Here is a 22778-nt window from a genome sequence, read left to right as displayed (position 1 = left end):
TGTCCGGTGAAACGGGGGGCACTCCACTTGCCGATGAAGATGGAGAGACCGAGCATCGCATGCACAAGGGAAAAAGTCCTGTTTTCAGTCCAAAAGCCTATGGTAGACAACTGGCGCCGGGCCAGCGATCAGAACTGAACGTCCTAGATGTGGCAACCGGAGCATCGACTGTCGTCTTCGCAACCGATGCACTGATCGAGGCGCCGAACTGGACACCGGACGGCGAGGCTTTGGTGTTCAACGCCGGTGGAGAGATGTGGAGGCTTGCGGTCGGCATGATTATCCGGAAAAGATCGAAACAGGAACGTTGTGCGATCTGAACAACAATCACGTCATCTCGCCCGACGGCAGGTTCATCTATGTGAGTTCGGATAACGGTCATTTGTATTACCGTTACGTGGATCACAAGGCGATCCCTGTCTTTGCGTCAGACGGGTCGTTGATTGAGTGGCATGGGATGTCCTGGATCAGGGACGCGCCACATATGACTTCTCACCAGACGGTCGAGTTACAGGGTATCCATGTCCGGGCGGCTCGCGCGCTCTTGGGTATGACCGCAAGAGAGTTGGCGGAAGCTGCAGGCGTGTCCTTCTCTACATTTCGTCGCATCGAAGATGATGTCACATCCATCCGCCACAGTGCGCTCGACAAAATCGAGAAAGAACTGCTGCGTAGAGGTGTCAGCTTCTCAACAGCCTCCAACGGTATGGTCAGCGTTTCAAAAATTGGTCCGGCGTTAGGCTAGTGTTTTAGATCGCCTGTCAGCGATGCCCCAGTCTCAGTTCATCGCTCTCTACGACGGCACCGCTAAGGTCAGATGCCCTCACCCTTTCTTGCCTGTAGGGCTAACCATTGTTCGCCTCGAACAGCATCACGTCCGGCAGCCTTTGCAGAGTACAGCGCTTCATCCGCCTGATTGACAAACTGATCCGGCGTCTTCGGACTAGCGTCCGGGTCAAAGGCCGCGACGCCGACGCTAATGGTGACGATACTTTTCTCGCTTGCCTCGTGTCTCAGGTCGAGGCTACGAACCCGCTGTCGCAGTTCGTCCGCAATCACCAACGCATCCTGAGCGGACGTGTTTGGCAGGATGACAGCCATCTCCTCGCCTCCGTAACGTGCGGCTCGGTCTCCGCGTCGGCGTGCGGTGGCGCGTACTGCCTTGGCGATCTGGCGGAGGCATTCATCGCCAGCCGTGTGGCCATAGGTGTCGTTGTAGGCCTTGAACCGATCGACGTCGATCAGCAGCAAGCTAAGGCAACTGCCGTTCTTCTGTGTGCGAGCCATCTCCGCCGCAAGCGAGGCGTCGAAGGCGCGGCGGTTGAGAAGGTTGGTAAGGCCATCTGTCATGGCCATCTCTTCAAGCTTTTCGTTCAGCTCGCGCAGTTCCTGCTCATCGCGCTTGGAGCGGGTGATGTCAGAGCAGACAACGAGACAGCCGCCATCTTCAGTTGGTGTTGTTCGCGATTCAACCCATCGACCGTCATAGAGCGGAAATTCCACCACTCCAGGCTTACGCAATTTCGCCATCGCTCCGTCAATGAATTCGCTCGCTCTCTCCGCGGGTATGCCTGCAAATTCGCCACGCGCTAGAGCACCTTCAAGAATGACCCGCGCCTGCGCGCCCGGCACTCTCAAGTCGGCGGTCAGAGGAAACATGCCCCGATACTGTTCATTGCAGAGGACAACATTCAAATCGGCGTCGAACATAATCAAGCCGTCGGCCATATTGCTCAGGGCTGCCTTCACACGGCGCTCGCTGTCCGCAAGAGCCAACATGAGCTGTTTCTTTTCGGTGAGATCTCGATTGTGGGTCACGAGGCCGATAAGATTACCGCTCTTGTCTCGGAGCGGAGACTTCAAGGTTGAAAGAACCAGCGGTTCATCGTTTTCCCACGACACAGTTTGCTCGATCGTGAGCGGTACGCCTTTTTCCATGACAGCAGTTTCATCTGCTCGAAGGGTTTCAGCAACCGAGGCAGGATAGAAGTCAAAGTCGGATTTACCAATCAGCGCTTCTGCCGAGGACGCTCTCATGAGTGTGGCAGTCGCTGGGTTTGCCAAAACAAACTGTCCAGCTAGGTCTTTGACATTTAAGCTTTCTGGAAGCGATTGAATGACAGCTTCATACATCTGCAGCCGCTGCTCGGTCACCCGCCGTCGAAGCTCGGCGAAGACAGCTAGGCAAGCGGAGAATGTTGTGACGAATACGATGCCAATCCATAGCGGGGCCGCGTCGTGGATTTCCGGAGCACTGCCGCTCTCGGGTAGAAGCTGAATGACGAAAAGATCGCCCAAAGCGATCACAGCCGAAAACAGTCCGATCTCCGCGTAATGGGCGACGCGACGGGCAAGATAAACAGATCCCAAAGCGCCGATCGCCGCCGTCAGGCTAATCACGACAAGACCCGGCAAAGCGCCGGCGCCGCCGAGCCAAAGTCGGTAGGCGCCGGTCATGGCAGCCGCAACAGCAGCGCCGGGCCAACCGCCGATCAAACCCGCCATGGCAAGAGGAATGGTTCTCAAGTCGATATAGATGCCAGGCTCGATCTCGAGCGGACGCAACATGACGGCGAGTGCGCCGAGGCCGAACACTATTCCAGTCTTGATTTGATGGGAGAACCCACTGGCTCGCGCCGAAAAGGGAGCGTGTGTCCAGGCAAGGATCACAAAGAGAATGATGGCGCAGTTGGCCAGCACATGATTCAGAAAAGGGCCCACGCTACAACTCTGAAATAGGAAAAGCTCCGTGCATATTACCTAAGGCTTACGAAAGATGTGTTACCTTGATGAATACGCTTGTCGCCCTTCCGTTAGGCAGAATGAAACAACCTGTTGGATTGGGATGATGCTGGTCTCACCGAAGCGCGCTCTTCCTGCCTCGAAATTAGGAAAGAAGGCGTCTACAAAACTGTGGGCTATTCGGTGACCTCTCGATCCTTTTCCTTCAACGCCTGGACCGTTGTCTCGTCGCCATGAATGAGCGGCTGTGATCTGAGCCGCAGCTTCAGCGCTTCATAGATGCGGGAGAGATGCCTTTCGCTTGAGCCGATCACCCAATGCCCCAGAGCGCCGCGGCTGATGGGAACGCCGGCGCCTGGGCCAGGCGGTAAAGCGGGGTGCCGTCGACATATTTGCGGACGAGCGCGAAGGCCAGCGTCGAGGCCGTGGCGATGCTGCCCGGCAAGGGCTGCGCGGGCATCGGCGCGATGACAACAGGCGTGTTGATGCCGGTCCGGTCGCAATGACGGCAGGCATATTTGAACCGCACATTCTGCAGGACCTTGGCCTTCACCTCGATATGGAGCTGCTCGGTAACGGCCTCACCCATGCGATGCATTTGGCGGCGGCAGCAAGGGCAGGTCTTCTGGTCGTCGGCAAGATCATACTCGACGCGCTCGCGCGGCAGGTGTTCCGGCAATGGCTTGCGGCCGCGCTTCTTTCCCGGACCGCTTTCGGCGGGTGGCAAACCGGTGTCCGGCAGGTCGATCACCTTGCCATCCTCACGGTCGCCGTCGTCTTCATCGACAACCTGTTCGGCTTCATTGAAGAGGCGATCGATGTGCTTTTCGCTCTTGGGCGCAAAACGATGGAGCCGCGCCAGCGTCAACTCTTCCTCGAGCTTGACCACGCGGGCGCTGAGCGCTTCCTTCTCGGCTTTCAGCGCGGCGATTTCGGCAGCATTGGCCGCCAATTGCGCCATCAGTTCCGCAATGCTGGGTTCGCCGGGTCGGATCATCAGATCCTTGAATCTGAGCCGCGCCGGCGCGTCAACAGAAGACGTCGGGAGCCGTCAGCCGGCGATCTGGTACTGTCGCATCGGATGCGGTATTGTTTGCCAGCTTGATCGCCGTGCCCGGCTGGCCCATGATTTGGATGGTCGTCCATTGTAGCCTCCTTCTCCGCGTCAGGCCTTTGGCCGCACGGCTTCGAACAGATAGGGCTTGCCGGACACGGGAACCGCAAGGACGTCGTAGCTCGCGGCGGGATCGTCGCCCATACCGAGGGAACCCGAAGGCATGCCCGGAACGGCGAGGCCCTTGATGGCGGGCCGCTCGTCGAGCAGACGCCGGACCGAGGACAACGGGACATGACCTTCGAGGAAGTAGCCTTCGACCTCGGCGGTATGGCAGCCTTCGAGCTCGCCCGGAACACCGAGCCGGGTTTTGATCGATGTGAGGTCCCCAAGATCGGTGAGCCGGACGTCGAATCCGGCGTTCTGCATCGCCTCCGCCCACAGATGGCAGCACCCGCAGTTCGGGTCCTTGTGGACTGTCATGACGGTAGCGGAGGCTAAGGCGGGTTTGGCGAGGACGGCCATAAGGAGCGCTGAGACGCTTCCTGCCAGAAACTGTCTGCGGTCGGTTTTCATGGTCGTTTCCTTCCCTGATCGAGAGTCAGGGCGGCAGGGTCTTGAGGACCATGCCGCCCTGAGTTCATTTAACTTCGGTCACGGTGATCTTGCCGTTCACCCGGTCGGCAGAGAACTCGATATCCGCGCCTGCCTTCAACTTGGCGGCATCGACACCCTCGCCGATGCGGAACACCATGGTCATGGCGGGCATGTCGAGGCTCTTGAGTTCCTCGTGGATGATAGTGACCTTCCCTGCCTTCTCGTCGAGTTTTTTAACCTTGCCTTTGGTCAACTCGGCGGCGAAGGCTGAGGTCGCGAAAAGCGCGATGGAGATGGTAATAGCGATGAGCTTCTTCATACTCGTATTCCTCCGTTAGATGTCACTTCTTCGCGACGGTGACGTCGCCATGCATGCCAGCGTCGTAATGACCGGGCACGAGGCAGGCGAACTTGAATTCTCCGTCCTTGGAGAACTGCCAGATGATCTCGCCCGACTTGCCAGGCGCAAGACGGATTGCATTTGGATCGTCGTGTTCCATATCCGGGAACTTCTCCATCAACGCCTTGTGTTCGATGACTTCCTTGTGCCCATCGAGCACGAATTCGTGATCTAGTTCGCCGACATTGCGGATCGACAGCCGCACTGTCTGGCCCTTGCGCACATTGATGGCGGCAGGCTCGAAGAGCATCTTGCCATCGTCCGTCTCCTTCATGGTGATCCTGATGGTCTGGGTGACCTTGGCCTTTTCACCCGGCTCACCGACAACCAGTTCGTCGTGGTGCCCGCCTTCATGGGTACCGGATGCCAATGCGGCTGATGCGAATGCCGTGAGTGCCAATGCGATGATCTGCGTTTTCATGGATTGTCCTTTCAATGAGGGTCTTTGTGGGATGAATTCGTGGTGGCACCGTCCTTCGGCGTCACCTTTGTCTGGGCGTTGTCGGCTTTGGCATGGTCAGGGAGTGATCCCGTCCACTCCCAGGCCTGGGTGCCGGGCGGGTTCTCGTACCAGCCGGGATCGCTGTAATCGTCAGCCGAAATGCCCTCGCGGACTTTCACCACCGAGAACATGCCGCCCATCTCGATGGGGCCATGTGGGCCCCAGCCCGTCATCATCGGCACGGTATTGTCCGGAAGCTCCATCTCCATTTCGCCCATGTCGGCCATGCCCTTGGTGCCCATGGGCATATATTCTGGCTGGAGCTTCTTGATCTTTTCGGCGACTTTGGACTTGTCCACGCCAATGAAGGTCGGCACGTCGTGGCCCATGGCGTTCATGGTGTGGTGCGACTTGTGGCAGTGAATCGCCCAATCGCCGGGATACTTCGCGTCGAACTCGTAGGCCCGCATCGCTCCAACAGGGATGTCGATCGACACCTCCGGCCATCGTGCCTCCGGACGCACCCAGCCGCCGTCCGTGCAGGTGACCTCGAAGTCGTAGCCGTGCATGTGGATGGGGTGGTTGGTCATGGTGAGATTGCCGACGCGCACGCGCACGCGGTCGTTCTTCGACACCACGAGCGGATCGATGCCCGGAAACACCCGGCTGTTCCAGGTCCAGATGTTGAAGTCCGTCATCGTCATGACCTTCGGCACCCAGGTGCCGGGATCGATATCGTAGCCCGCGAGCAGGAAAACGAAGTCCCGATCCACGGGCATGAACTTCGGGTCCTTGGGATGGATGACGAAGAAGCCCATCATGCCCATCGCCATCTGCACCATTTCGTCGGCATGGGGGTGGTACATGAAGGTCCCCGACTTCACGAGATCGAACTCGTAGACGAAGGTCTTGCCGACGGGGATATGGGGCTGGCTAAGGCCGCCGACGCCATCCATGCCGGAGGGCAGAATCATCCCGTGCCAGTGGACCGTGGTGTGTTCCGGCAGTTTGTTGGTCACGAAGATGCGGACGCGGTCGCCCTCCACGGCCTCGATCGTCGGGCCTGGCGACTGGCCATTATAGCCCCAGAGATTGGCGGTCATGCCCTCCGCCATCTCGCGCTGGACGGGCTCGGCGACGAGGTGGAACTCCTTGACGCCGTTGTTCATCCGGAACGGCAGAGTCCAGCCGTTGAGCGTGACTACGGGCTGGTAATCCGGCCCCGAAGGCGGATGGAGCGGCCCCTGCGTGGAGGCCTTGTCCATGAGGGCGGCCTCCGGCAATCCCATATTGGTCGTGGAAGCCCAGGCGGAACTGGAAAACAGTGCCGCGCCCGCGCCGAGGATTTGTCTTCTTGAGAACATCTCAGATCCTTCCTAGTGTCCGCCGGGGGCGTTGGACGGCGCGGCGGATGCGGCCTCTGTTGGGGTCGAACCTGCGCCGCCGCCATAGACCGCCGCCGTGAGGTTTGCCGCCGCCAGCCAGAAGTCGCGCTTGGCGTTGATGGAGAGCTGCTGCGCGTTGACCTTGTCGCGGGTGTCGGCCAGCAGCTCGAATGTGTTGGTGATCATGCCGTTGTAGGTGAGCAGTGACTGCTGCTCGATCGTCGTCCTCAGCGGCACGAGACTGTTGCGGTAAAGCCGGGCGATGTCATGGCTTGACCGATAGGCTTGATAAGCCGAACGCGACTCCGACCGAACGTTGACCGCCTTCTCCGCGAGCTGGTTGGCGGCCCGCATGTAGGCAAGCTCGGCCTTGCGCATCCGCGCCTTGCCGCTGTCGAAGATCGGGATGACGAACTCCAACTCCTTGGAATAGGTCGTCTCCTTCCTGATCTTGCCGTCCTCCTTTTCTCGCTCGGTCTCGAAACCCGAGACGATCTCGAGGTCGGTGACAAAACGGGTCGCTTCCGTCAGACCGTAGGCTTTGGCGTTTGCCTCCAGTTCCAACTTTGCCACCTGGAGATCGACGCGGTTGGCGAGCGCCTGCGCCTCGATGACGTCGGTCGTGATGAGCTTTTTCGGCAACGAGGGAAGTCGGTTGGGAAGCTTGTAGGCGAGATCGTTCCCCCAGAGACCCATAAGCCGCGTCAGTTCCTCCTTGGCCAACCGCTCGGCCAAGCGCGCCTGTGCGGCCTGGCCCGCCAGTTCGGCGTTGAAGGCGTGCTCCCGCGCCTGGGAGGCCTTCGTCATTGAGCCGGCCTTGCCAAGCTCCTGCGCAAGTTCGGAGGCCGCGTCTGCGGCGATCTGCGCCTGGCCCAGTTGCACGACGATCTCGCGTGCTGCGACCGCGTTGATCCATGCCCGCCGCGTATTGGCGGCCAGTTCGAGCGTCTTGAGCGCGGCGTTGAGCTGCGCCTGCTCGAAACGGACCTTGGCGACCCTGATCGTCTTCTCCCGCGTGGCGAGCGCCAGGAGGTTGACGGCGAGCGTCCCCTCGATCGCCCGGTAGGCTTCAAGGCCGGGCGTGCCGATCCCGGTGAGCCCTGCCGAAACCGTCGGATTGACGAACATCGTCGACTGCCAGACATCGGCCCCGGCGTCGCCGAGATCGGCGTAAGCCGCCTGCAGGCCCTTGTTGTTGAGGAGAGCGATCTGGACGGCCCTCTCGGAATCGAGGGTCTTGGACACGGCAAGAAGCGTCTTGACCCGCGCTTCGGTCATCTCGGCCTGGGCGCGGTTCTGGACCCAGACAGTGTCCTTCGCCAGCACCGTCGTCTTGTCGCCGACGCTACTGAAGCCGACGTCCTTGGCCGTGAACTCGGCTCCCGTCGTGCAGCCGGCGAGCAAAAGCAAAGCCGCCATACCGCCGATCAAGTGGAGGATTTTCATGAGGCGTCTCCTTCATCAGAGGAGATGTCCTCGTTGAGCTTCTTCCAGGGCTCGGGGTCGACGGGTACCCGCGCCGTATAGGCGACGGGGCTGCGGTAACGGGTCGATATCGTTTCCGCCGATGGGTCGGCCGGATCTCGGTAGGCGGTGATCTCGGCTGGTGTGGTGGCCGCGCATCCGGCCAGAAGAGCTGGCAGGACGGCCACCGTGTAAAGGGGTCTCATGGATGAATTCCGGGCATGGATTGGAACTGGTCGCGCGCGACCGCGTCAGCCGCCGGAGCGGCCGTCAATCATGTCCGGAACGCAGGGGGCCGATTGAGTCCGATCGGCTCAGCGAACACCATCAGGTCGTTCGTGTAGTGGAGAGCCGCCGACGCTCTGACGGCGCAGAACTCCGGCGCGTCTGCGACGACCGCCATGCTCAGACAGAAGCTGGAGCAGCAGTCCTGATTGGAGGTGTTCTTGTGATGGTCGGCGGTCTGGTCGCCATGGTCATGGACTGCTCCGGCACCGTCATGTGAATGGACGTGTTCGTCCGCCTGCACGTCTTGCGCCGAATAGGAGGCTGCGACATCCCCGTGCATCGCGTAGCTGGCCGTCGGCAGCATGTAACCTGCCAGCGCGGCAACGAGCGCGAGACGGAGGAAGAACATCAGCCTATGGGCAGCGATTGCGATCACGTCGTCGGATTCCTTCACCGAGGCCATTCAGAACGATTTGCGGTGCGCCGTCAAGGTGAGGCGAGAACGGCGACCTTCACAAAGCTGTAAGGCTTCCAACGCTGGCAAGGTCAAGCGGAATTTTCCATAGGCAGTTTTTTAACTCTGTATCGAAATGCTTGGAACTCTCCACATGTAGCCAGAATTGATGCAGGACAAGGCGGCTCGCGGCCCATGGGCTACTGTCCGGCTTCTGAGGCACAATATGGGGCCATCAAGGAGACATCACCATGAGAACGAAGCTAGCCATTCTTTCCGGAGCCGTCGCATTCCTGGGACTCGCATCTGTCCACGCCCAGGCTCAGGAGGCAGCCATGCCCGAAAAGTGCAGTAGCGCTGCTTCCGCAATGAACATGCCCATGGGCCAGATGATGGACATGCCGATGGGGCAGATAATGGAGCACATGCACGGCATGGAGCTTCAGGACTTCAACAAGAGCTACAAGGAAGGCATGCGCAAGACCATGCCGCCGATGATGCAGGCGATGATGGCTGAAGACCCCGACATTGCCTTCGTCTGCGGCATGATCGCCCACCACATGGGAGCGATCGAGATGTCTAAGACGGTCCTCAAGTACGGCAAGAATGAAGAGGCCAAGGCAATGGCACAGAAGATCATAGACGCTCAGCTCAAAGAAATCGGGGAGATGTCGAAGTGGGTCGAAGCGAACGCCAAGTGATTTGATCTTTTTTGGGAGTAGCCGGGCTACGGCTCTCGACCATTACTCGGCGGTCGTCTTGCCCGGCAAACGTGTCATGCAGTCCAACGTGCCGTCTCGGAGGACTAACGTGTGCCATGCGGCCGCCGCGAGATGCAGGGCCACCATGCCAAGGATCACCCAGGATCCTGCAACGTGAAGCGGTGCGACACTGAACGTGAGGTAGCTTGCAATGAAGCCGAGGCTGGCTTGCCCGATGATTGCGGCGTAGAAAGCGAGATGCAGTGCGCGGGCGGCAAGGCTCGCCAAAGACTTCGGCGTCTCCTCGGGCGCACCGCGCAGCCGGACGAGCAGGCGAAGCCCCATCAAAAACCCGATGGCGATGCCGCAATAGTTGTGTACGAGATGTTGGAGCATGTCCCAGGGGTCCGGCTCCATGCCCATGTGCGCGGCGTGGTGGGTGCGTTCGACGCTGCCACCCGTCAAATACTGGACGGGAATCATCGCGACGATGATCCAGTGCAGCGCGATCTGGATCAGGCTGTAGGCTCGTTGCATCAGTTTCTCCGCGAGCTGTCTTGAGACGTTGATAGCTGGTGCCCATTAACAAATTGCCGTCTGGCAGGAACCTGGCAGATGGACTGTGACGACATCGGGCATTCGCCCCTCGTCAAACGTAAGCAATGTCGAGCGGGAGTCTGCGGCCGGGTATCGCCACTGCCTTGGCATCAATCCATACGGCGAGACTTCCAGCCGACGGCGCTGCGTACTTCACCTCTTCCAACACGACAAGGTTCGCACCGACTGATTTGGACACGACTTGAAGACGTTGCGCCACGTTCACAACGTCCCCAAGGACCGTGTATTCGCTGTGGCATCCCGGCTCCAACATGCCTGCCATCGCGGTCCCTCCGTGCAAGCCGATCCCCGCCCGGAGCGCGGGGCGGCCCGCCGTCCCCTCGCGTTTCCGCCAAGCTTCAAGTTCGTCGACGAGTTCCAGCGCGCAGGCCATGGCCCGGTCGGCATCGTCCTCCCGGGGAGCCGGATGTCCGAACACAGCCATCACACCATCGCCGAGGAATTTGTCGACAGCGCCGCCATGCCGGACGACCGCCGCCGATACGATGTCCCGAAACTCGGAAAGCATGTGGCGCAGGTGTTCGGGAAGAGCTGACTCCGCGAAACTTGTAAAGCCTCTCAGATCGACGAACATGACGGCGACCTGCCGGCGCTCGAGCTGGAGGTCGCCGTCGCTAGCAAGCTGGTCGACGACGGTGGGTGAGAAGAACCGTGCGAGATTGCTCCCGCGCCGCCGGGCGGTCTCGGCGGCCGTTGCTGTGTCCTCGTGTTCGCGGACGATGATATAGACGGCAAGCGCGGTGACGCCGAAGCTTAGCGCCAGTCCCAGTTCACGTTGGACCTCTAGGTCGAGCAAGGCTTCGAACACGCCAAGTCCAGTGTTAGCGACTGCCGTCGCGATAATGGCGATCCAGCCGAGAAGGACCACCGACGAAAAGCAACCGACGAGTTTCGCGTCAGACGTGAGCGCGGGGTTTATTAGCAGGATGAAGACGACGACCAAGCCCGGCGGCGTCAGCGCGTGGCCGTGGTCCAGCGGCCCCTGCGCGGCGTGCATGAAAAGCATGAGCAGAACGGCGACCGAATCTGCGAGAACGAACAGCGGCTGCCGCCATGCGGCGTCCGGACGCCGGGTGGCGACGAGAAAAGAAATCAGCGTCGCGACCAGATAGCCGACGATGAGCGCGGTGTGGACAGGGCTTCTCTGATACGTGCCGATCACGAAGTTACCGACCAGAACCGCGGCGGCGGCCAAACGCAAGAGCTCGCCGCCGAGCAACCGTATGCTGAACCCGCCGCCTGGTATGGCCCGCGCATGCGCGGCGTGGTGCGCCGAATGATTGGACATGACTATCCACGCCCGGTTTGGTGCCCATGAATGCCGTCTGGGTGCTTGGGGATGGAGGCCCTGCCGAGGACTTGAACCTGGATCGGCTGCGTACCGAGCAGTTGCTCTGGCGTTGAGCTACTAGGGCCGTGTCCCTTGTATCGCTCCATGTTCCTTCGCACAAACGGATCGCGCTACTTTCAGACGGTCGCGACCCCGAACTTGCGCCCTTCCTTGGCAGGCGCGGCGTCGATTGTACCCTTGCCTTCAGCGAATCCTTCAATGATGGGGCAGTCCGGTCGATGATCACCGTGGCAGTTGTTCACGAGGTGCTTGAGTGTCTTCGTCATCTCCGCGATCGCCGCAGCCTTCCGTTCCAGTTCGGCGACCTGCTCCATGGCGATCGCCTTGACGTCGGCGCTGGCGCGGGAGCGGTCGCGCCACAGAGCGAGCAAGGTCTTCATCTGCTCCACCGAAAACCCGAGGTCTCGTGCCCGGCGGACGAAGCGCAGGGTGTGGATGTCGGTGTCCGTGTAAGTGCGGTAGCTCGAATCGGTACGGTGCGCGGGTTTGATGAGCCCAATCTGCTCGTAATAGCGGATCATCTTGGATGAGACCCCGCTGGCCTTGCTTGCGTCTCCGATGTTCATCGTCGTCTCCCTGGATGGTAGTGGCCCGCTCGATTGCAGTGCGAGCCGAGTTCTGGTCAGGCGGCCTTGAAGGTCCGCAGCCTGAGCGCGTTCGCAAGCACGAAGACGCTCGACATGCCCATGGCGGCGGCGGCTAGAACCGGGGACAGCAAGGTGCCGTTGACCGGATAAAGGACGCCTGCGGCCACCGGGATCAGGACCACGTTGTAGGCGAAGGCCCAGAAAAGGTTCTGCTTGATGTTGCGGATGGTGGCCTGGCTGAGCGCAATGGCGCGCGGCACCCCGGTCAGTTCTCCGGACGTCAGAACGACGTCGGCGCTTTCGATGGCGATGTCGGTTCCGGTACCGACCGCGAGGCCGACATCGGCTTCGGTCAGCGCCGGCGCGTCGTTGATCCCGTCGCCGATGAAGGCCACCTTGCGAGCGCCCTCGCGAAGACGCTTGATGGCGTCGACCTTGCCGTCAGGCAGGACTTCCGCGACGACCTCGTCGATCCCAAGCTGCCGCGCGACGGCATGGGCAGTGTGGGCATTGTCGCCCGTGATCATGGCCACCTTCAGCCCGAGCGCATGGAGTGCGGCGATCGCATCCGGCGTGGTTTCCTTGATGGGATCGGCGACTGCGATCACGGCAGCGAGCTTCCCGTCAACCGCGGCGTAGAGCGGCGAGCGGCCGAGCTTTCCCAGTTCCTCCGCACGGGCGGCGAGACCCGAGACGTCGATGCCCGACGCCGTCATCGCCCGGTCGGCACCGACGAGGACCTTGCGACCTTCGGCCGTTCCGCTCACCCCGAAGCCGGGCCTGGCTTCGAACCTGGTGACAGTCGAGGTAGCGACACCCTGCTCCTTGGCCCCGGTGACGATGGCTTCGGCGATCGGATGTTCCGAATGGGCTTCGACGCTCGCTACCAAACGCAAGACCTCGGTCTTTTCGAATCCCTTGGCAACGTCGAAGTCGGTCAGCTCGGGTCTGCCCTTGGTAAGTGTCCCCGTCTTGTCGATCGCAACGACGTTGACGTCGCGTAGGTTTTGCAGCGCCTCGCCCTTGCGGAACAGGATGCCGAACTCGGCGGCCCGGCCGGTGCCGACCATCATCGAGGTCGGTGTGGCGAGGCCCATCGCGCAGGGGCAGGCGATGATCAGGACCGCGACGGCATTGACGAGCGCGTAGGTCAGCGCATGATCCGGTCCGAGAGCCAGCCATGCGGCGAAGGTGATCGCCGCAGCCGCGATGACGGCGGGCACGAACCAGCCGGTCATGCGATCGACCAGCGCCTGGATCGGAAGCTTCGAGCCCTGGGCCGCCTCGACCATGCGGATGATCTGGGCGAGCAGCGTGTCGCCGCCGATCTTGGTCGCCCGGAAGGTGAAGGAACCGGTCTTGTTGATCGTACCGCCGACCACTTCCGAGCCGACCGACTTCTTCACCGGAACGGGTTCGCCCGTGATCATGGACTCGTCGACATAGGAGTCGCCGTCAAGCACGGTCCCGTCGACCGGGACCTTCTCGCCGGGGTGAATGCGGACGACATCGTTCCGCCGTACATCGTCGACCGGGACCTCGACGAACGCGCCATCGCGTTCCACATGCGCCGTCTTGGGCTGAAGGCCGATCAGGTGCCTGATCGCCTGGCTGGTCTTGCCCTTGGCGCGCGCCTCGAGGAAGCGGCCGAGCAGGATCAGCGTCACGATGACGGCGGCCGCCTCGTAATAGACGTTCTCGGTTCCCTCAGGCAGCAGCTCGGGCAGGAAGGTCGCGATGACGGAATAGCCCCACGCCGCCGAGGTGCCCAAAACCACCAGCGAGTTCATGTCCGGCGTCCAGCGAAGGAGGTTAGGCACGCCCTTCTGGAAGAAGCGCAGGCCCGGCCCGAACAGCACGAGCGAGGCGAGCGCGAACTGGAGGTACCGGTTCTCCTCCATGCCGATGGTCTCCATGACCCAGACATGGATGGCCGGAATAAGATGCGAGCCCATCTCGAGGACGAAGAGCGGCAACGTGAACAGGGCGGCGAAGGCGAGTGACCGGCCAAGCGCCTTCAACTCCTGTTCCTTACGGTCCGGCTCATGACCCGCCGTCGCCTCGCGCGGATGGATGACCTCATATCCGGCCTTGCGGACCGCGCCCTCGAGCGCGGAGACATCACCGCCTGTGAAACGAATGGTGCCCTTCTCGGTCGCGAGATTGACGTTCGCCTCCAGCACGCCCGGCACGGCGGCCAGAGCCTTCTCAACTCGACGGACGCAAGACGCGCACGTCATGCCCTCGATCTGCAGTTCTCGCATCTCGATCCGCGGCTCGTATCCGGCCTTGGAGATCGCCTGGATCACGGCATCCGCCACGGACGGATCACTCAAAGAAACGGTGGCCCGTTCCGTTGCGAGGTTGACATTGGCGGCCTGCACGCCTGGCACTGCGGCGATCGCCTTCTCGACACTGCGCACGCAGGAGGCGCAGGTCATGCCCTCGATGCCGAACTCGGTCCAGGAGGTGTCGAATGTGTCTTGTTCAGTCTTCTTGAGCGCAGTCATGGGATGGTCCCTTTCAGTAACTGCACAGATAGATAAGCCTTCCAAGCTTGGTAAGGTCAAGTGAGATTCCGAAGTTTATTCAGCCGTTCCGTCGATTGCTCGAAGACCGCTTCACGCGGACCGAGAACTCCCGATACAGCGCCTCCGACGACACGCCTATCTCCTCGGCAACGTTCTTCCACGATCCCTTCTTCGGCATGCCGCCTTCATTCCAGACGAGCCAGAAGTCGAGCCGTTCGGACCGTCCGCAGCGACATGAGTTCGGCCCTTCGCCTCGCCGCCTGGAGCTGGTGCGACATGCTTGCCGCCCAGGCACGGCAGAAGCCGATGTCGGCTTCCAGAAGGCGGCGGATGTCGGCGACGGCGAAGGCCTCCGTCACGGACTCTGTCAAGGCGACGGCATCGCAGTGGTACTCGGAGAAGACGGATGCCTCGGCCAAGATGTCGCCGCGGCAAGCCCGCTGGAGGACGACCGGATGTCCATCCAGCCGGTGGCGCAGGAGCCTGATGGTCCCGCTCCTGATGATGTGGAGCCGCTCGACCACGTCGCCGCGGTGGAAGACGGCGGCACCCGGTGCGAAGACACGTTCCACGCCTCGAAGGCTGGTGAACAGTTTGGCTGACATGACAGCTATTATGTCACGCGGGTGATGCGACATTCAGGATGCCGCGGAAACGGAGACCTTGATGCCGAAACGCAAAGTCCTGGTGATGGCTAGCCTCTTCGCGACCAATCCCGCGCTCGCCGCTGAAACCCATCATCGGCATGTCCACGCCTCGCCATATGCCGGGGAGGAAACGCGCGAGATCAAGGCGCTGTCGCAAGCGGATGTTGACGAACTGTTGCGTGGTGGTGGATGGGGCCTTGCGAAAGCCGCCGAGTTGAACGGCATGCCGGGACCGTCGCATGTTCTCGACATGGCGTCCGAACTGGGCCTGTCGGCGGAGCAGGTCGAACAAGCGCGAAGGATACACGATGCCATGCGCCGCGAGGCAAAGGCGATCGGTGGACGCTTCGTGGCAAAAGAGGCTGAGCTGGAGAAGAGGTTTCGGGCAGGCGACATCACGGAGCCGGAACTCGTGACCAGGATTTCGGAGATCGAAGCACTGAGGTCAAAGCTCAGGACCGTGCACCTGACATCGCATATCGAGATGACGCGCGCGCAATTGGCCCACCGGATCGAGCGCTATGCGACGCTTCGTGGATACAGGTGAGCGGACCGCTGCCAGCCCGCCCGCAATCCCAAATCAGGCGGCCTTGTAGGTCGCCGGATATCCCGCTTCGTCGAGGGCCGCGCCGATCATGTCGGGATCGGCCTTGGTCTCCACGGTCGCCTTGCGCTTGCTCAGGTCGACATCGGCGACGGCCGTCGGATCAACCGACTTGATCACCTGTGTGACGGTGCCGACGCAGTGGCCGCAGCTCATGTCGGGGATGTCGAATTCGTACATGGTCAAATCTCCTGTCCTTGTGACATGTGATGATATGGGGTTTCCAACGCTGGCTAGGTCAAGCGGCGGTCCCACCGACATGATGCATCGCGCATGCGATGGCAGCTTTCTGCCAGAATGCGCCATGACCTCACGGCGGCAGTGTGCACCGGGAGCAGTTATGTCACTCTTATGATGTGGGTGGCGGTTGTGCACTCTAAACTGGATAACCCAAGTGCCTCGTAAAATGCCGAAGCCGCTGTGGTGTCTGAACCGCCCCGGTTTTGCCGGAGACCATTTGGTTGTTATGCGGTGATGGCTGGCGCGTCCAGCATGGCATAGTATCGTTCTTCTGCCTCGGCGGGAGGAATGTTGCCTATGGGTTCCAGAAGACGCCGGTTGTTGAACCAATCCACCCATTCGAGCGTGGCGAACTCCATGGCTTCGAAGTTGCGCCATGGTCCTCGCCGATGGATGATCTCGGCCTTGTAAAAACCGTTGATCGTTTCGGCGAGAGCGTTGTCGTAGGAATAGCCGACGCTCCCGACAGATGGCTCGATGCCTGCCTCCGACAGCCGGTCGGAATGATGGACCAGCCCGCCGCGTTTGATGGGCCGCCGATCATGAAGCGCCTGGTCGAGGGCATCGAGTACAAAGCCCCCATGGGCTATCAGCAAATACGCCGCATATGGTTCCGCTGCCTGAGGCGGCGAAGTCAGAAAAGTCGGCGGATGAGATGGTTGCAATTTGAAATCCTGACCGCACGCTTCCCGCTGCCAGTCCCACGTATTACTCGAACTTGGTTTCAGGGTAGGAGATGACGCGGGTTACTCTCGGGAAGAGCCGGGTGCGGGAAATCCGCCCGCCCGGATCTGTGAGGGCGAAGCTGAATGGCAAAGCTACTCGACCACGATCCCAAGCTACTTTTTGGTCTTTGCTATCTGACGCTGGGTCAGACTCTGTCCGCCGCCTGTCCCGACCGGATCGCTCGTTCTCCTTCACAGTGAGAGAGTCTGTCGATCTCAATTTGAGTGCTGGAACCGTGAGGCGGGCACCCTCAACAACGGGCGATCTCTTTTCAAGTGATTAAAATCTGCATTGTTTTCTAAACAATTGAAACATGGCGTAAAATTTGCATGCACCCGTTCCAATTGGTTCGGGAGATCTCGTTGTTTGCCTATCCGCCTATCCTCAGCATCGTCATCGGATTGTGCTGGACCGACTTCGTCACGATGTTCTCGGCGCAAACAGGCGTTTCGCGCGGACGTTTGATCCGGATGACGATTGCCTCTAGTCTGCTGCTGACCTCACTGGCGTCGATATTTTCCGAGGCGAATTCGGCGTTGAGCCTAGCGCTTTTGCTGGCAATTGCGGCCGCCGCCCTCTTGGCGAGCCGCAGTCTGAGTTCGACTCCGGCGCTGAGCGTCGCGAGTATCGGCTTCGCGCTCTATTTTTCCGGTGCAACGCCTTGAATGAACCGAAAAACACGGCCGACCTCACCATTCTCGTGATCGACGAGAACGCAATCCGCGCGTCGATCATCGAGGAAGGACTGAACGAGGCGGGCCACCTCAATGTGAAGGTGATCCACGAGATGCGAGGGGTGGCGCGGCTGATCGAGACGCTCGATCCCGACGTCATTATCATCGACATCGAAAACCCGAACCGCGACATGATGGAGCATATGTTCCAGCTCAGCCGGACAGTCTCGCGCCCGATCGCCATGTTCGTAGACCGGTCCGACACGGCCGCGATCGAGGCCGCCGTCGATGCGGGCGTATCCGCCTATGTGGTTGACGGCCTGAAGAAGGAGCGCATCAAGCCGATCCTCGACATGGCCGTCAGCCGTTTCAACGCCTTCAGCCGACTGCAGCGGGAACTCACCGAAGCGCGCAATGCGCTGGAGGAGCGCAAGGTTATCGAACGCGCCAAAGGAATTCTGATGAAGATGCGCGGACTGAGCGAAGAACAGGCTTTCGCGCTGTTGAGACAGACCGCCATGAACGAAAAGAAAAAACTGGCCGACATCGCCCAGAGCGTCGTCACGGCAGCGGGGCTGCTGCTGTGATGGAAGCTCCGGACGACACAGGCTGGGGAGAACCATGATGGCCACGACAGAAAACGGCGACGCCGTGAAATCTCCAGCGCGGATTGGCGGCAGGGAAAGGAAGGTCGTCAGGGCGGGCTTCATCCCTCTGATGGACGCTTCAATTCTCATCGTCGCCGCAGAACTCGGTTTCGCCGAGAAAGAAGGCCTCCGCCTCGATCTGGCGCGTGATGTCTCCTGGGCCAATGTGCGGGACCGGCTCGCATTTCGACAGTTCGATGTCGCCCATATGCTCTCGCCGATGCCCGTCGCCTCGATGTTGGGGCTGGGATCGAACCCCTCGCCGACCATCGCGCCCTTCTCTTTCGGCCGTGGGGGCAATGCGATCACTCTCTCCGCGCGCATCTTTGAACGCATGAAAGCCGTGACGGGCCTGACCGACGACGCCGGCGCGCTGGCCAACGCCCGGGCGCTCGCATCGCTTCTCGCCGACATGCGGTCTAGGGGAGAGCCCGCCCCCACGCTCGGCATGACCTATCCGTTCTCGTCCCACAATTACGAATTCCGCTACTGGCTGGCGGCTGGCGGCATTCATCCCGATCGCGACGTCAAGCTGGTCGTGGTTCCTCCGCCTCTGACCTCGGACGCGCTGGCGGCAGGTGAAATCGACGGTTTCTGCGTCGGCGCGCCCTGGAATATGGTCGCATCCGAACGCGGCGCCGGCCGCATCGTCGCCGCCAAGCAGGACATCTGGCCGCTTGCGCCCGAAAAAGTGCTCGGCATGCGCCCCGATTGGGCCGAGGCCAACACCGAGACCGTATGCCGACTGATCGTCGCGTTGGACCGGGCGGCGCGCTGGTGCGACGACACCGCCCATCATGACGAACTGGCAGAAATTCTTGCAGCTCCCACCTATATCGCTGCGCCGAAAACCATCATCCGCCGCGTTCTCAGCGGCGAATTCAGTCTCGATGCTCATGGAACGACCCGCGTCATCCCCGATTATTTTCTGTTTCATCGTGGCGAGGCGAACCACCCGCGCCTGGATCAGGCAAGCTGGATCTACAGCCAGATGATCCGCTGGGGGCAGACGGAGTTCAGCGCCGAAGGTCTGATGCGGGCGCAAAGCGCCTTCCGCCCCGATCTCTATAAATTGGCGCTCGACGTCGACGCCCTCGAGCCGCATGATGCCGATGAAGGCGAGGCCTATGGCTATGACGGCTTCATGGATGGCCAGCGCTTCGACCCGAACGACATCGAGCACTACGTGCAGCGCTTTTCAGTGCGCTCGAACGCGCCGGCCAAGACTGAAGCCCATGAGGACTGATGGAGTGCAATGCACAATCCGAGGGCATTTGCATGGAATGCGAGGCCGCTGAACGTGCAATGTCCTGCCTCTTGCAGCGATCGATGCGAAGGCCGCTATCCGCGAAAGCACCTATATCTGTAATGGCTTGATCAGCCCTCGTTTGATTTGGCACGGCGCTTGCTTCATAATGTTCGTCCGCGGTCAACGGCGACCAAGGACGGATGAGCGCCCTGTGTGGCGCAGATAACCATCAGACATCGACGTCGCAGGCTCTTTTGCCGTCCGGCTCTCCCGCCCGGACCTGGCAGATCAGCACGCGGCGTTTTTTTGTTTTCCGAATTCCGTCAGACTCCAGAGGGACCAAGACCCATGACGAAGAATACAGGAATGACCATCAGCCGGCGTCGGATCCTCAAGGCCGGCTCTGCAGCTGGACTTCTCGGCGCCGTGCGCCTCGCTTTCCCGTCTGGCGCGTTCGCCGCATCATCCGGACCTGAGGTCACGGGCGTCAAGCTCGGCTTCATCGCGCTCACCGACGCAGCCCCGCTGATCATCGCCAAGGAGAAGGGCCTGTTCGAAAAGCATGGCCTGCCGGATGTGGAGGTGCTGAAGCAGGCGTCCTGGGGCGCCACCCGCGACAATCTCGTGCTCGGCGGCGAGGCGAACGGCATCGATGGCGCGCATATCCTGACACCGATGCCCTATCTGATTTCGACCGGCAAGGTGACCCAAAACAAGGTGCCGGTGCCGATGTCGATCATCGCCCGCCTCAATCTCGACAGCCAGGGCATCTCGGTCGCGAAAGAATATGCCCAGACGGGTGTCCAGATCGACTCGTCGAAGCTGAAGCAGGCCTTCGCGGCCAAGAAGGCCGCTGGCGGCGAGATCAAGGTCGCCATGACTTTCCCCGGCGGCACGCACGACCTCTGGATCCGCTACTGGCTCGCCGCAGGCGGCATCGATCCGGACAAGGACGTTTCCACCATCGTCGTGCCGCCGCCGCAGATGGTCGCCAATATGAAGGTTGGCAATATGGACGCCTTCTGCGTCGGGGAGCCCTGGAACGAGCAGCTCGTCAATCAGGGCATCGGCTTTACCGCCTGCACCACAGGCGAACTCTGGAAGGGCCATCCGGAAAAGGCGTTGGCGCTCCGTTCCGACTGGATCGAGAAGCACCCGAACGCGACCAAGGCGCTGATGATGGCCGTGATGGAAGCTCAGATTTGGGCCGACAGCATGGACAACAAGGAAGAACTCTCGACCATCCTCGGCAAGCGCCAGTGGTTCAATGTGCCGCCGAAGGATGTCGCCGGTCGCCTCAAGGGCACGATCAACTACGGCAATGGCCGGGTGGTCGAAAACACCGGGCTCGAGATGAAATTCTGGAAGGATCACGCCTCCTATCCCTTCAAGAGCCATGACGCCTGGTTCCTGACCGAAAATGTCCGCTGGGGAAAATTCGCGCCCGATACCGGCATCAAGGGGCTGGTCGACAAGGTCAACCGCGAGGACATCTGGCGCGCCGCCGCCAAGGACCTCGGCGTCGCCGCAGCCGATATTCCGGCGTCGACATCGCGTGGAAAGGAAACCTTCTTCGACGGCAAGGTCTTCGATCCCGAAAATCCGCAAGCCTATCTCGACAGCCTGACCATCAAAGCCGGCGCCTGACGCAGTTTCGCCCTTCGCTCCTTGCTGCGAAGGGCGACGCCGCACCGGCCGACATCGCTCGAAAGAGGACCAAACCATGACTGCCACCGCTCGAAAAAGCTCTCCTGAACCGGCTGCGGCCTCCCTCCCCGCCAAAGGCGGCGCCGCCATCGTTCAGATGACCAGGCGTCCAGCGCGCCGTCTCAAGCTGGAGCCCGCGATCAGATCGGTTTCGCACTCGGTTCTGCCGCCGCTTGTCGTGCTGATCGCGCTCCTGGGCCTGTGGCAGATCCTCTGTTCGGGTCCGGGCGCAACGCTTCCGCCGCCATCCCAGGTCTGGATCGACAGCTATGATCTGATCGCCTATCCATTTTTCGATTATGGCTCGCAGGATATCGGCCTCGCATGGCGCGTGCTGATTTCGCTGCAGCGTGTCGCGGTCGGCTTCGGGCTTGCGGCAATTGTCGGCGTGTTTCTCGGCGCCGTTGTCGGCCAATCGGTCTGGGCCATGCGGGGTCTCGACCCGATCTTCCAGATCCTGCGCACTGTGCCGCCGCTCGCCTGGCTGCCGCTGTCGCTTGCGGCTTTCCAGAATTCCAATCCCTCGGCGATCTTCGTGATCTTCATCACCTCGATCTGGCCCGTCATCATCAACACCGCTGTCGGCGTCCGAAACATTCCCGACGACTATCGCAACATCGCCCGCGTGCTCCGGCTGAATCCGCTCGAATTCTTCTACAAGATCATGATCCCGGCGGCAGCACCCTACATCTTCACCGGGTTGCGGATCGGCGTCGGCCTGTCCTGGCTCGCCATCGTTGCAGCTGAAATGCTGACTGGCGGCGTCGGCATCGGCTTCTTCATCTGGGATGCATGGAATTCATCCCGCCTCTCCGACATCATCGTGGCGCTGGCTTATATCGGCGTGACCGGCTTTGTCCTCGACAAGCTCGTCGCCCTCGTCGGCAGCGTCGTCACCCGCGGCACCGCCAAGAACTGAGGAGACGAGCTCATGACCGCCTATCTCAAGATCGACCATATCGACAAAAGCTTCGAACGCGGCGGCGCCCGCACAGAGGTGCTCAAGGACGTGACGCTGACCATCGACAAGGGCGAGTTCGTGTCGATCATCGGCCATTCCGGCTGCGGAAAATCGACCCTTCTCAACCTGATCGCCGGTTTGACGCGGGTCACGGCGGGAGCGGTGCTCTTGGAAAACCAGGAGGTCAACGCGCCCGGTCCAGAGCGCGCCGTCGTCTTCCAGAACCATTCTTTGCTGCCCTGGCTGACGGTCTATGAGAACGTCAATCTCGCAGTGTCCAAGGTCTTCGCCGGCAAGAAGAGCAAGGCCGAAAAGCACGACTGGGTGATGCGCAATCTCGACCTCGTGCAGATGGCGCATGCGAAAGACAAACGGCCCGCCGAAATCTCCGGCGGCATGAAGCAGCGTGTCGGCATTGCCCGGGCGCTGGCCATGGAGCCGAAGATCCTGCTGCTCGACGAGCCCTTCGGCGCGTTGGACGCGCTCACCCGCGCTCATCTGCAGGATGCGGTGATGGAGATCCATTCCAGGCTCGGCAATACGATGATCATGATCACCCATGACGTCGATGAGGCCGTGTTGCTCTCCGACCGCATCGTCATGATGACCAACGGCCCCGCCGCCCGCATCGGCGAGGTTCTGGACGTCCCTATCCCGCGCCCGCGCGACCGCATCGCACTCGCCGCTGACCGAACCTATCTCAAATCCCGCGAAGCCGTGTTGAAGTTCCTCTACGAACGTCACCGCTTTGTCGAAGCTGCGGAGTAAT

General features: G+C 61.0%; 24 protein-coding genes, 1 tRNA gene and 2 pseudogenes. 10 read left to right on the top strand and 17 right to left on the bottom strand.

The window, feature by feature from the left end:
• Positions 1-59 precede the first annotated feature (59 nt).
• Both OCK01_RS24290 and OCK01_RS24285 read left to right on the top strand, forming a co-directional pair.
• The gene (locus OCK01_RS24290) at positions 60-320 is read left to right on the top strand and encodes a hypothetical protein (protein ID WP_263826183.1); all 261 of its coding nucleotides are present in this window, start codon (positions 60-62) and stop codon (positions 318-320) included.
• Positions 308-745: a helix-turn-helix domain-containing protein gene (locus tag OCK01_RS24285; protein ID WP_263826182.1), complete on the top strand. Its 438-nt coding sequence runs from the start codon at positions 308-310 to the stop codon at positions 743-745. The genes OCK01_RS24290 and OCK01_RS24285 overlap by 13 nt, the downstream gene beginning before the upstream one ends.
• A gap of 68 nt (positions 746-813) precedes the next feature.
• Here OCK01_RS24285 and OCK01_RS24280 read toward each other — a convergent pair whose 3' ends face one another.
• From OCK01_RS24280 to OCK01_RS24240, 9 genes and pseudogenes are all read right to left on the bottom strand, one after another.
• Complete coding sequence (locus tag OCK01_RS24280) at positions 814-2721, bottom strand: diguanylate cyclase (RefSeq protein WP_263826181.1); 1908 nt, start codon at positions 2719-2721, stop codon at positions 814-816.
• A gap of 203 nt (positions 2722-2924) precedes the next feature.
• Positions 2925-3739 (bottom strand): annotated as a pseudogene (locus tag OCK01_RS24275) (IS66 family transposase); the annotation flags it as partial.
• A 168-nt stretch (positions 3740-3907) separates the two neighbouring features.
• Positions 3908-4372: a DUF411 domain-containing protein gene (locus OCK01_RS24270; protein ID WP_412179065.1), complete on the bottom strand. Its 465-nt coding sequence runs from the start codon at positions 4370-4372 to the stop codon at positions 3908-3910.
• A 64-nt stretch (positions 4373-4436) separates the two neighbouring features.
• Positions 4437-4712: a copper-binding protein gene (locus tag OCK01_RS24265; RefSeq protein ID WP_263826180.1), complete on the bottom strand. Its 276-nt coding sequence runs from the start codon at positions 4710-4712 to the stop codon at positions 4437-4439.
• A 22-nt stretch (positions 4713-4734) separates the two neighbouring features.
• Positions 4735-5214: a plastocyanin/azurin family copper-binding protein gene (locus OCK01_RS24260; protein ID WP_263826179.1), complete on the bottom strand. Its 480-nt coding sequence runs from the start codon at positions 5212-5214 to the stop codon at positions 4735-4737.
• Between the two features lie 11 nt (positions 5215-5225).
• Complete coding sequence (locus OCK01_RS24255) at positions 5226-6599, bottom strand: multicopper oxidase family protein (RefSeq protein ID WP_263826178.1); 1374 nt, start codon at positions 6597-6599, stop codon at positions 5226-5228.
• 12 nt (positions 6600-6611) lie between these two features.
• A complete protein-coding gene (locus tag OCK01_RS24250) occupies positions 6612-8066 on the bottom strand; it encodes a TolC family protein (protein WP_263826177.1) in 1455 nt (484 codons plus the stop codon).
• The gene (locus OCK01_RS24245; protein WP_263826176.1) at positions 8063-8290 is read right to left on the bottom strand and encodes a hypothetical protein; all 228 of its coding nucleotides are present in this window, start codon (positions 8288-8290) and stop codon (positions 8063-8065) included. Before OCK01_RS24245 ends, OCK01_RS24250 begins: the two co-directional genes overlap by 4 nt.
• A 68-nt stretch (positions 8291-8358) precedes the next feature.
• On the bottom strand, positions 8359-8775 hold the full coding sequence (locus OCK01_RS24240) for a hypothetical protein (protein WP_263826175.1): 417 nt from the start codon (positions 8773-8775) through the stop codon (positions 8359-8361).
• A gap of 242 nt (positions 8776-9017) precedes the next feature.
• Between OCK01_RS24240 and OCK01_RS24235 the strand changes: the two genes are divergently transcribed.
• The gene (locus OCK01_RS24235) at positions 9018-9467 is read left to right on the top strand and encodes a DUF305 domain-containing protein (RefSeq protein ID WP_263826174.1); all 450 of its coding nucleotides are present in this window, start codon (positions 9018-9020) and stop codon (positions 9465-9467) included.
• Between the two features lie 42 nt (positions 9468-9509).
• Here the strand turns inward: OCK01_RS24235 and OCK01_RS24230 are convergent, their stop codons facing one another.
• The 6 genes from OCK01_RS24230 to OCK01_RS24205 form a co-directional block, all read right to left on the bottom strand.
• Positions 9510-10004, bottom strand: coding sequence for a cytochrome b (locus tag OCK01_RS24230; RefSeq protein ID WP_263826173.1), 495 nt, complete (start codon positions 10002-10004; stop codon positions 9510-9512).
• A gap of 112 nt (positions 10005-10116) precedes the next feature.
• Positions 10117-11373: an adenylate/guanylate cyclase domain-containing protein gene (locus OCK01_RS24225; protein ID WP_263826172.1), complete on the bottom strand. Its 1257-nt coding sequence runs from the start codon at positions 11371-11373 to the stop codon at positions 10117-10119.
• 52 nt (positions 11374-11425) lie between these two features.
• Positions 11426-11501, bottom strand: a tRNA-Thr gene (locus tag OCK01_RS24220).
• A 51-nt stretch (positions 11502-11552) separates the two neighbouring features.
• Positions 11553-12002: a Cu(I)-responsive transcriptional regulator gene (gene cueR, locus OCK01_RS24215; RefSeq protein WP_263826171.1), complete on the bottom strand. Its 450-nt coding sequence runs from the start codon at positions 12000-12002 to the stop codon at positions 11553-11555.
• 56 nt (positions 12003-12058) lie between these two features.
• Entirely contained in the window at positions 12059-14533 is a 2475-nt protein-coding gene (locus OCK01_RS24210; protein ID WP_263826170.1) for a heavy metal translocating P-type ATPase, read from the bottom strand.
• Positions 14534-14739: 206 nt separating this feature from the next.
• Positions 14740-15159: a Crp/Fnr family transcriptional regulator gene (locus OCK01_RS24205; protein ID WP_263826169.1), complete on the bottom strand. Its 420-nt coding sequence runs from the start codon at positions 15157-15159 to the stop codon at positions 14740-14742.
• A 61-nt stretch (positions 15160-15220) separates the two neighbouring features.
• On the opposite strand from OCK01_RS24205, the gene OCK01_RS24200 reads away from it, so the two are divergent.
• Positions 15221-15748, top strand: coding sequence for a hypothetical protein (locus OCK01_RS24200; protein WP_263826168.1), 528 nt, complete (start codon positions 15221-15223; stop codon positions 15746-15748).
• A gap of 33 nt (positions 15749-15781) precedes the next feature.
• Here OCK01_RS24200 and OCK01_RS24195 read toward each other — a convergent pair whose 3' ends face one another.
• Together OCK01_RS24195 and OCK01_RS24190 are read right to left on the bottom strand one after the other, a co-directional pair.
• Positions 15782-15985: a heavy-metal-associated domain-containing protein gene (locus OCK01_RS24195; RefSeq protein WP_263826167.1), complete on the bottom strand. Its 204-nt coding sequence runs from the start codon at positions 15983-15985 to the stop codon at positions 15782-15784.
• Positions 15986-16269: 284 nt separating this feature from the next.
• A pseudogene (locus OCK01_RS24190) lies at positions 16270-16632 on the bottom strand (integrase core domain-containing protein); the annotation flags it as partial.
• 501 nt (positions 16633-17133) lie between these two features.
• Here OCK01_RS24190 and OCK01_RS24185 point away from each other — a divergent pair.
• The 6 genes from OCK01_RS24185 to OCK01_RS24160 all read left to right on the top strand — a co-directional run bounded on the left by OCK01_RS24185 (position 17134) and on the right by OCK01_RS24160 (position 22777).
• Positions 17134-17436, top strand: coding sequence for a hypothetical protein (locus OCK01_RS24185; RefSeq protein WP_263826166.1), 303 nt, complete (start codon positions 17134-17136; stop codon positions 17434-17436).
• Positions 17433-18032 (top strand): ANTAR domain-containing response regulator, encoded by a 600-nt coding sequence (locus OCK01_RS24180; RefSeq protein ID WP_137154345.1) that lies wholly within the window; start codon positions 17433-17435, stop codon positions 18030-18032. The genes OCK01_RS24185 and OCK01_RS24180 overlap by 4 nt, the downstream gene beginning before the upstream one ends.
• Positions 18033-18066: 34 nt before the next feature.
• Positions 18067-19338, top strand: a complete 1272-nt coding sequence (locus OCK01_RS24175) for a CmpA/NrtA family ABC transporter substrate-binding protein (RefSeq protein WP_263826165.1) — start codon at positions 18067-18069, stop codon at positions 19336-19338.
• 351 nt (positions 19339-19689) lie between these two features.
• Positions 19690-20988 carry a CmpA/NrtA family ABC transporter substrate-binding protein gene (locus tag OCK01_RS24170; protein WP_263826164.1) on the top strand — a complete coding sequence of 433 codons (1299 nt, stop codon included), beginning with the start codon at positions 19690-19692 and terminating at the stop codon, positions 20986-20988.
• A 76-nt stretch (positions 20989-21064) separates the two neighbouring features.
• Complete coding sequence (ntrB, locus tag OCK01_RS24165) at positions 21065-21967, top strand: nitrate ABC transporter permease (protein WP_263826163.1); 903 nt, start codon at positions 21065-21067, stop codon at positions 21965-21967.
• Between the two features lie 12 nt (positions 21968-21979).
• Complete coding sequence (locus OCK01_RS24160) at positions 21980-22777, top strand: ABC transporter ATP-binding protein (RefSeq protein ID WP_263826162.1); 798 nt, start codon at positions 21980-21982, stop codon at positions 22775-22777.
• Position 22778 lies beyond the last annotated feature (1 nt).

Origin of the sequence: Rhizobium sp. TRM95796 (assembly GCF_025779995.1) — a bacterium.
In the GTDB taxonomy this organism is placed as follows: domain Bacteria; phylum Pseudomonadota; class Alphaproteobacteria; order Rhizobiales; family Rhizobiaceae; genus Rhizobium_E.
This window is presented reverse-complemented; position numbering and strand designations above follow the sequence as displayed.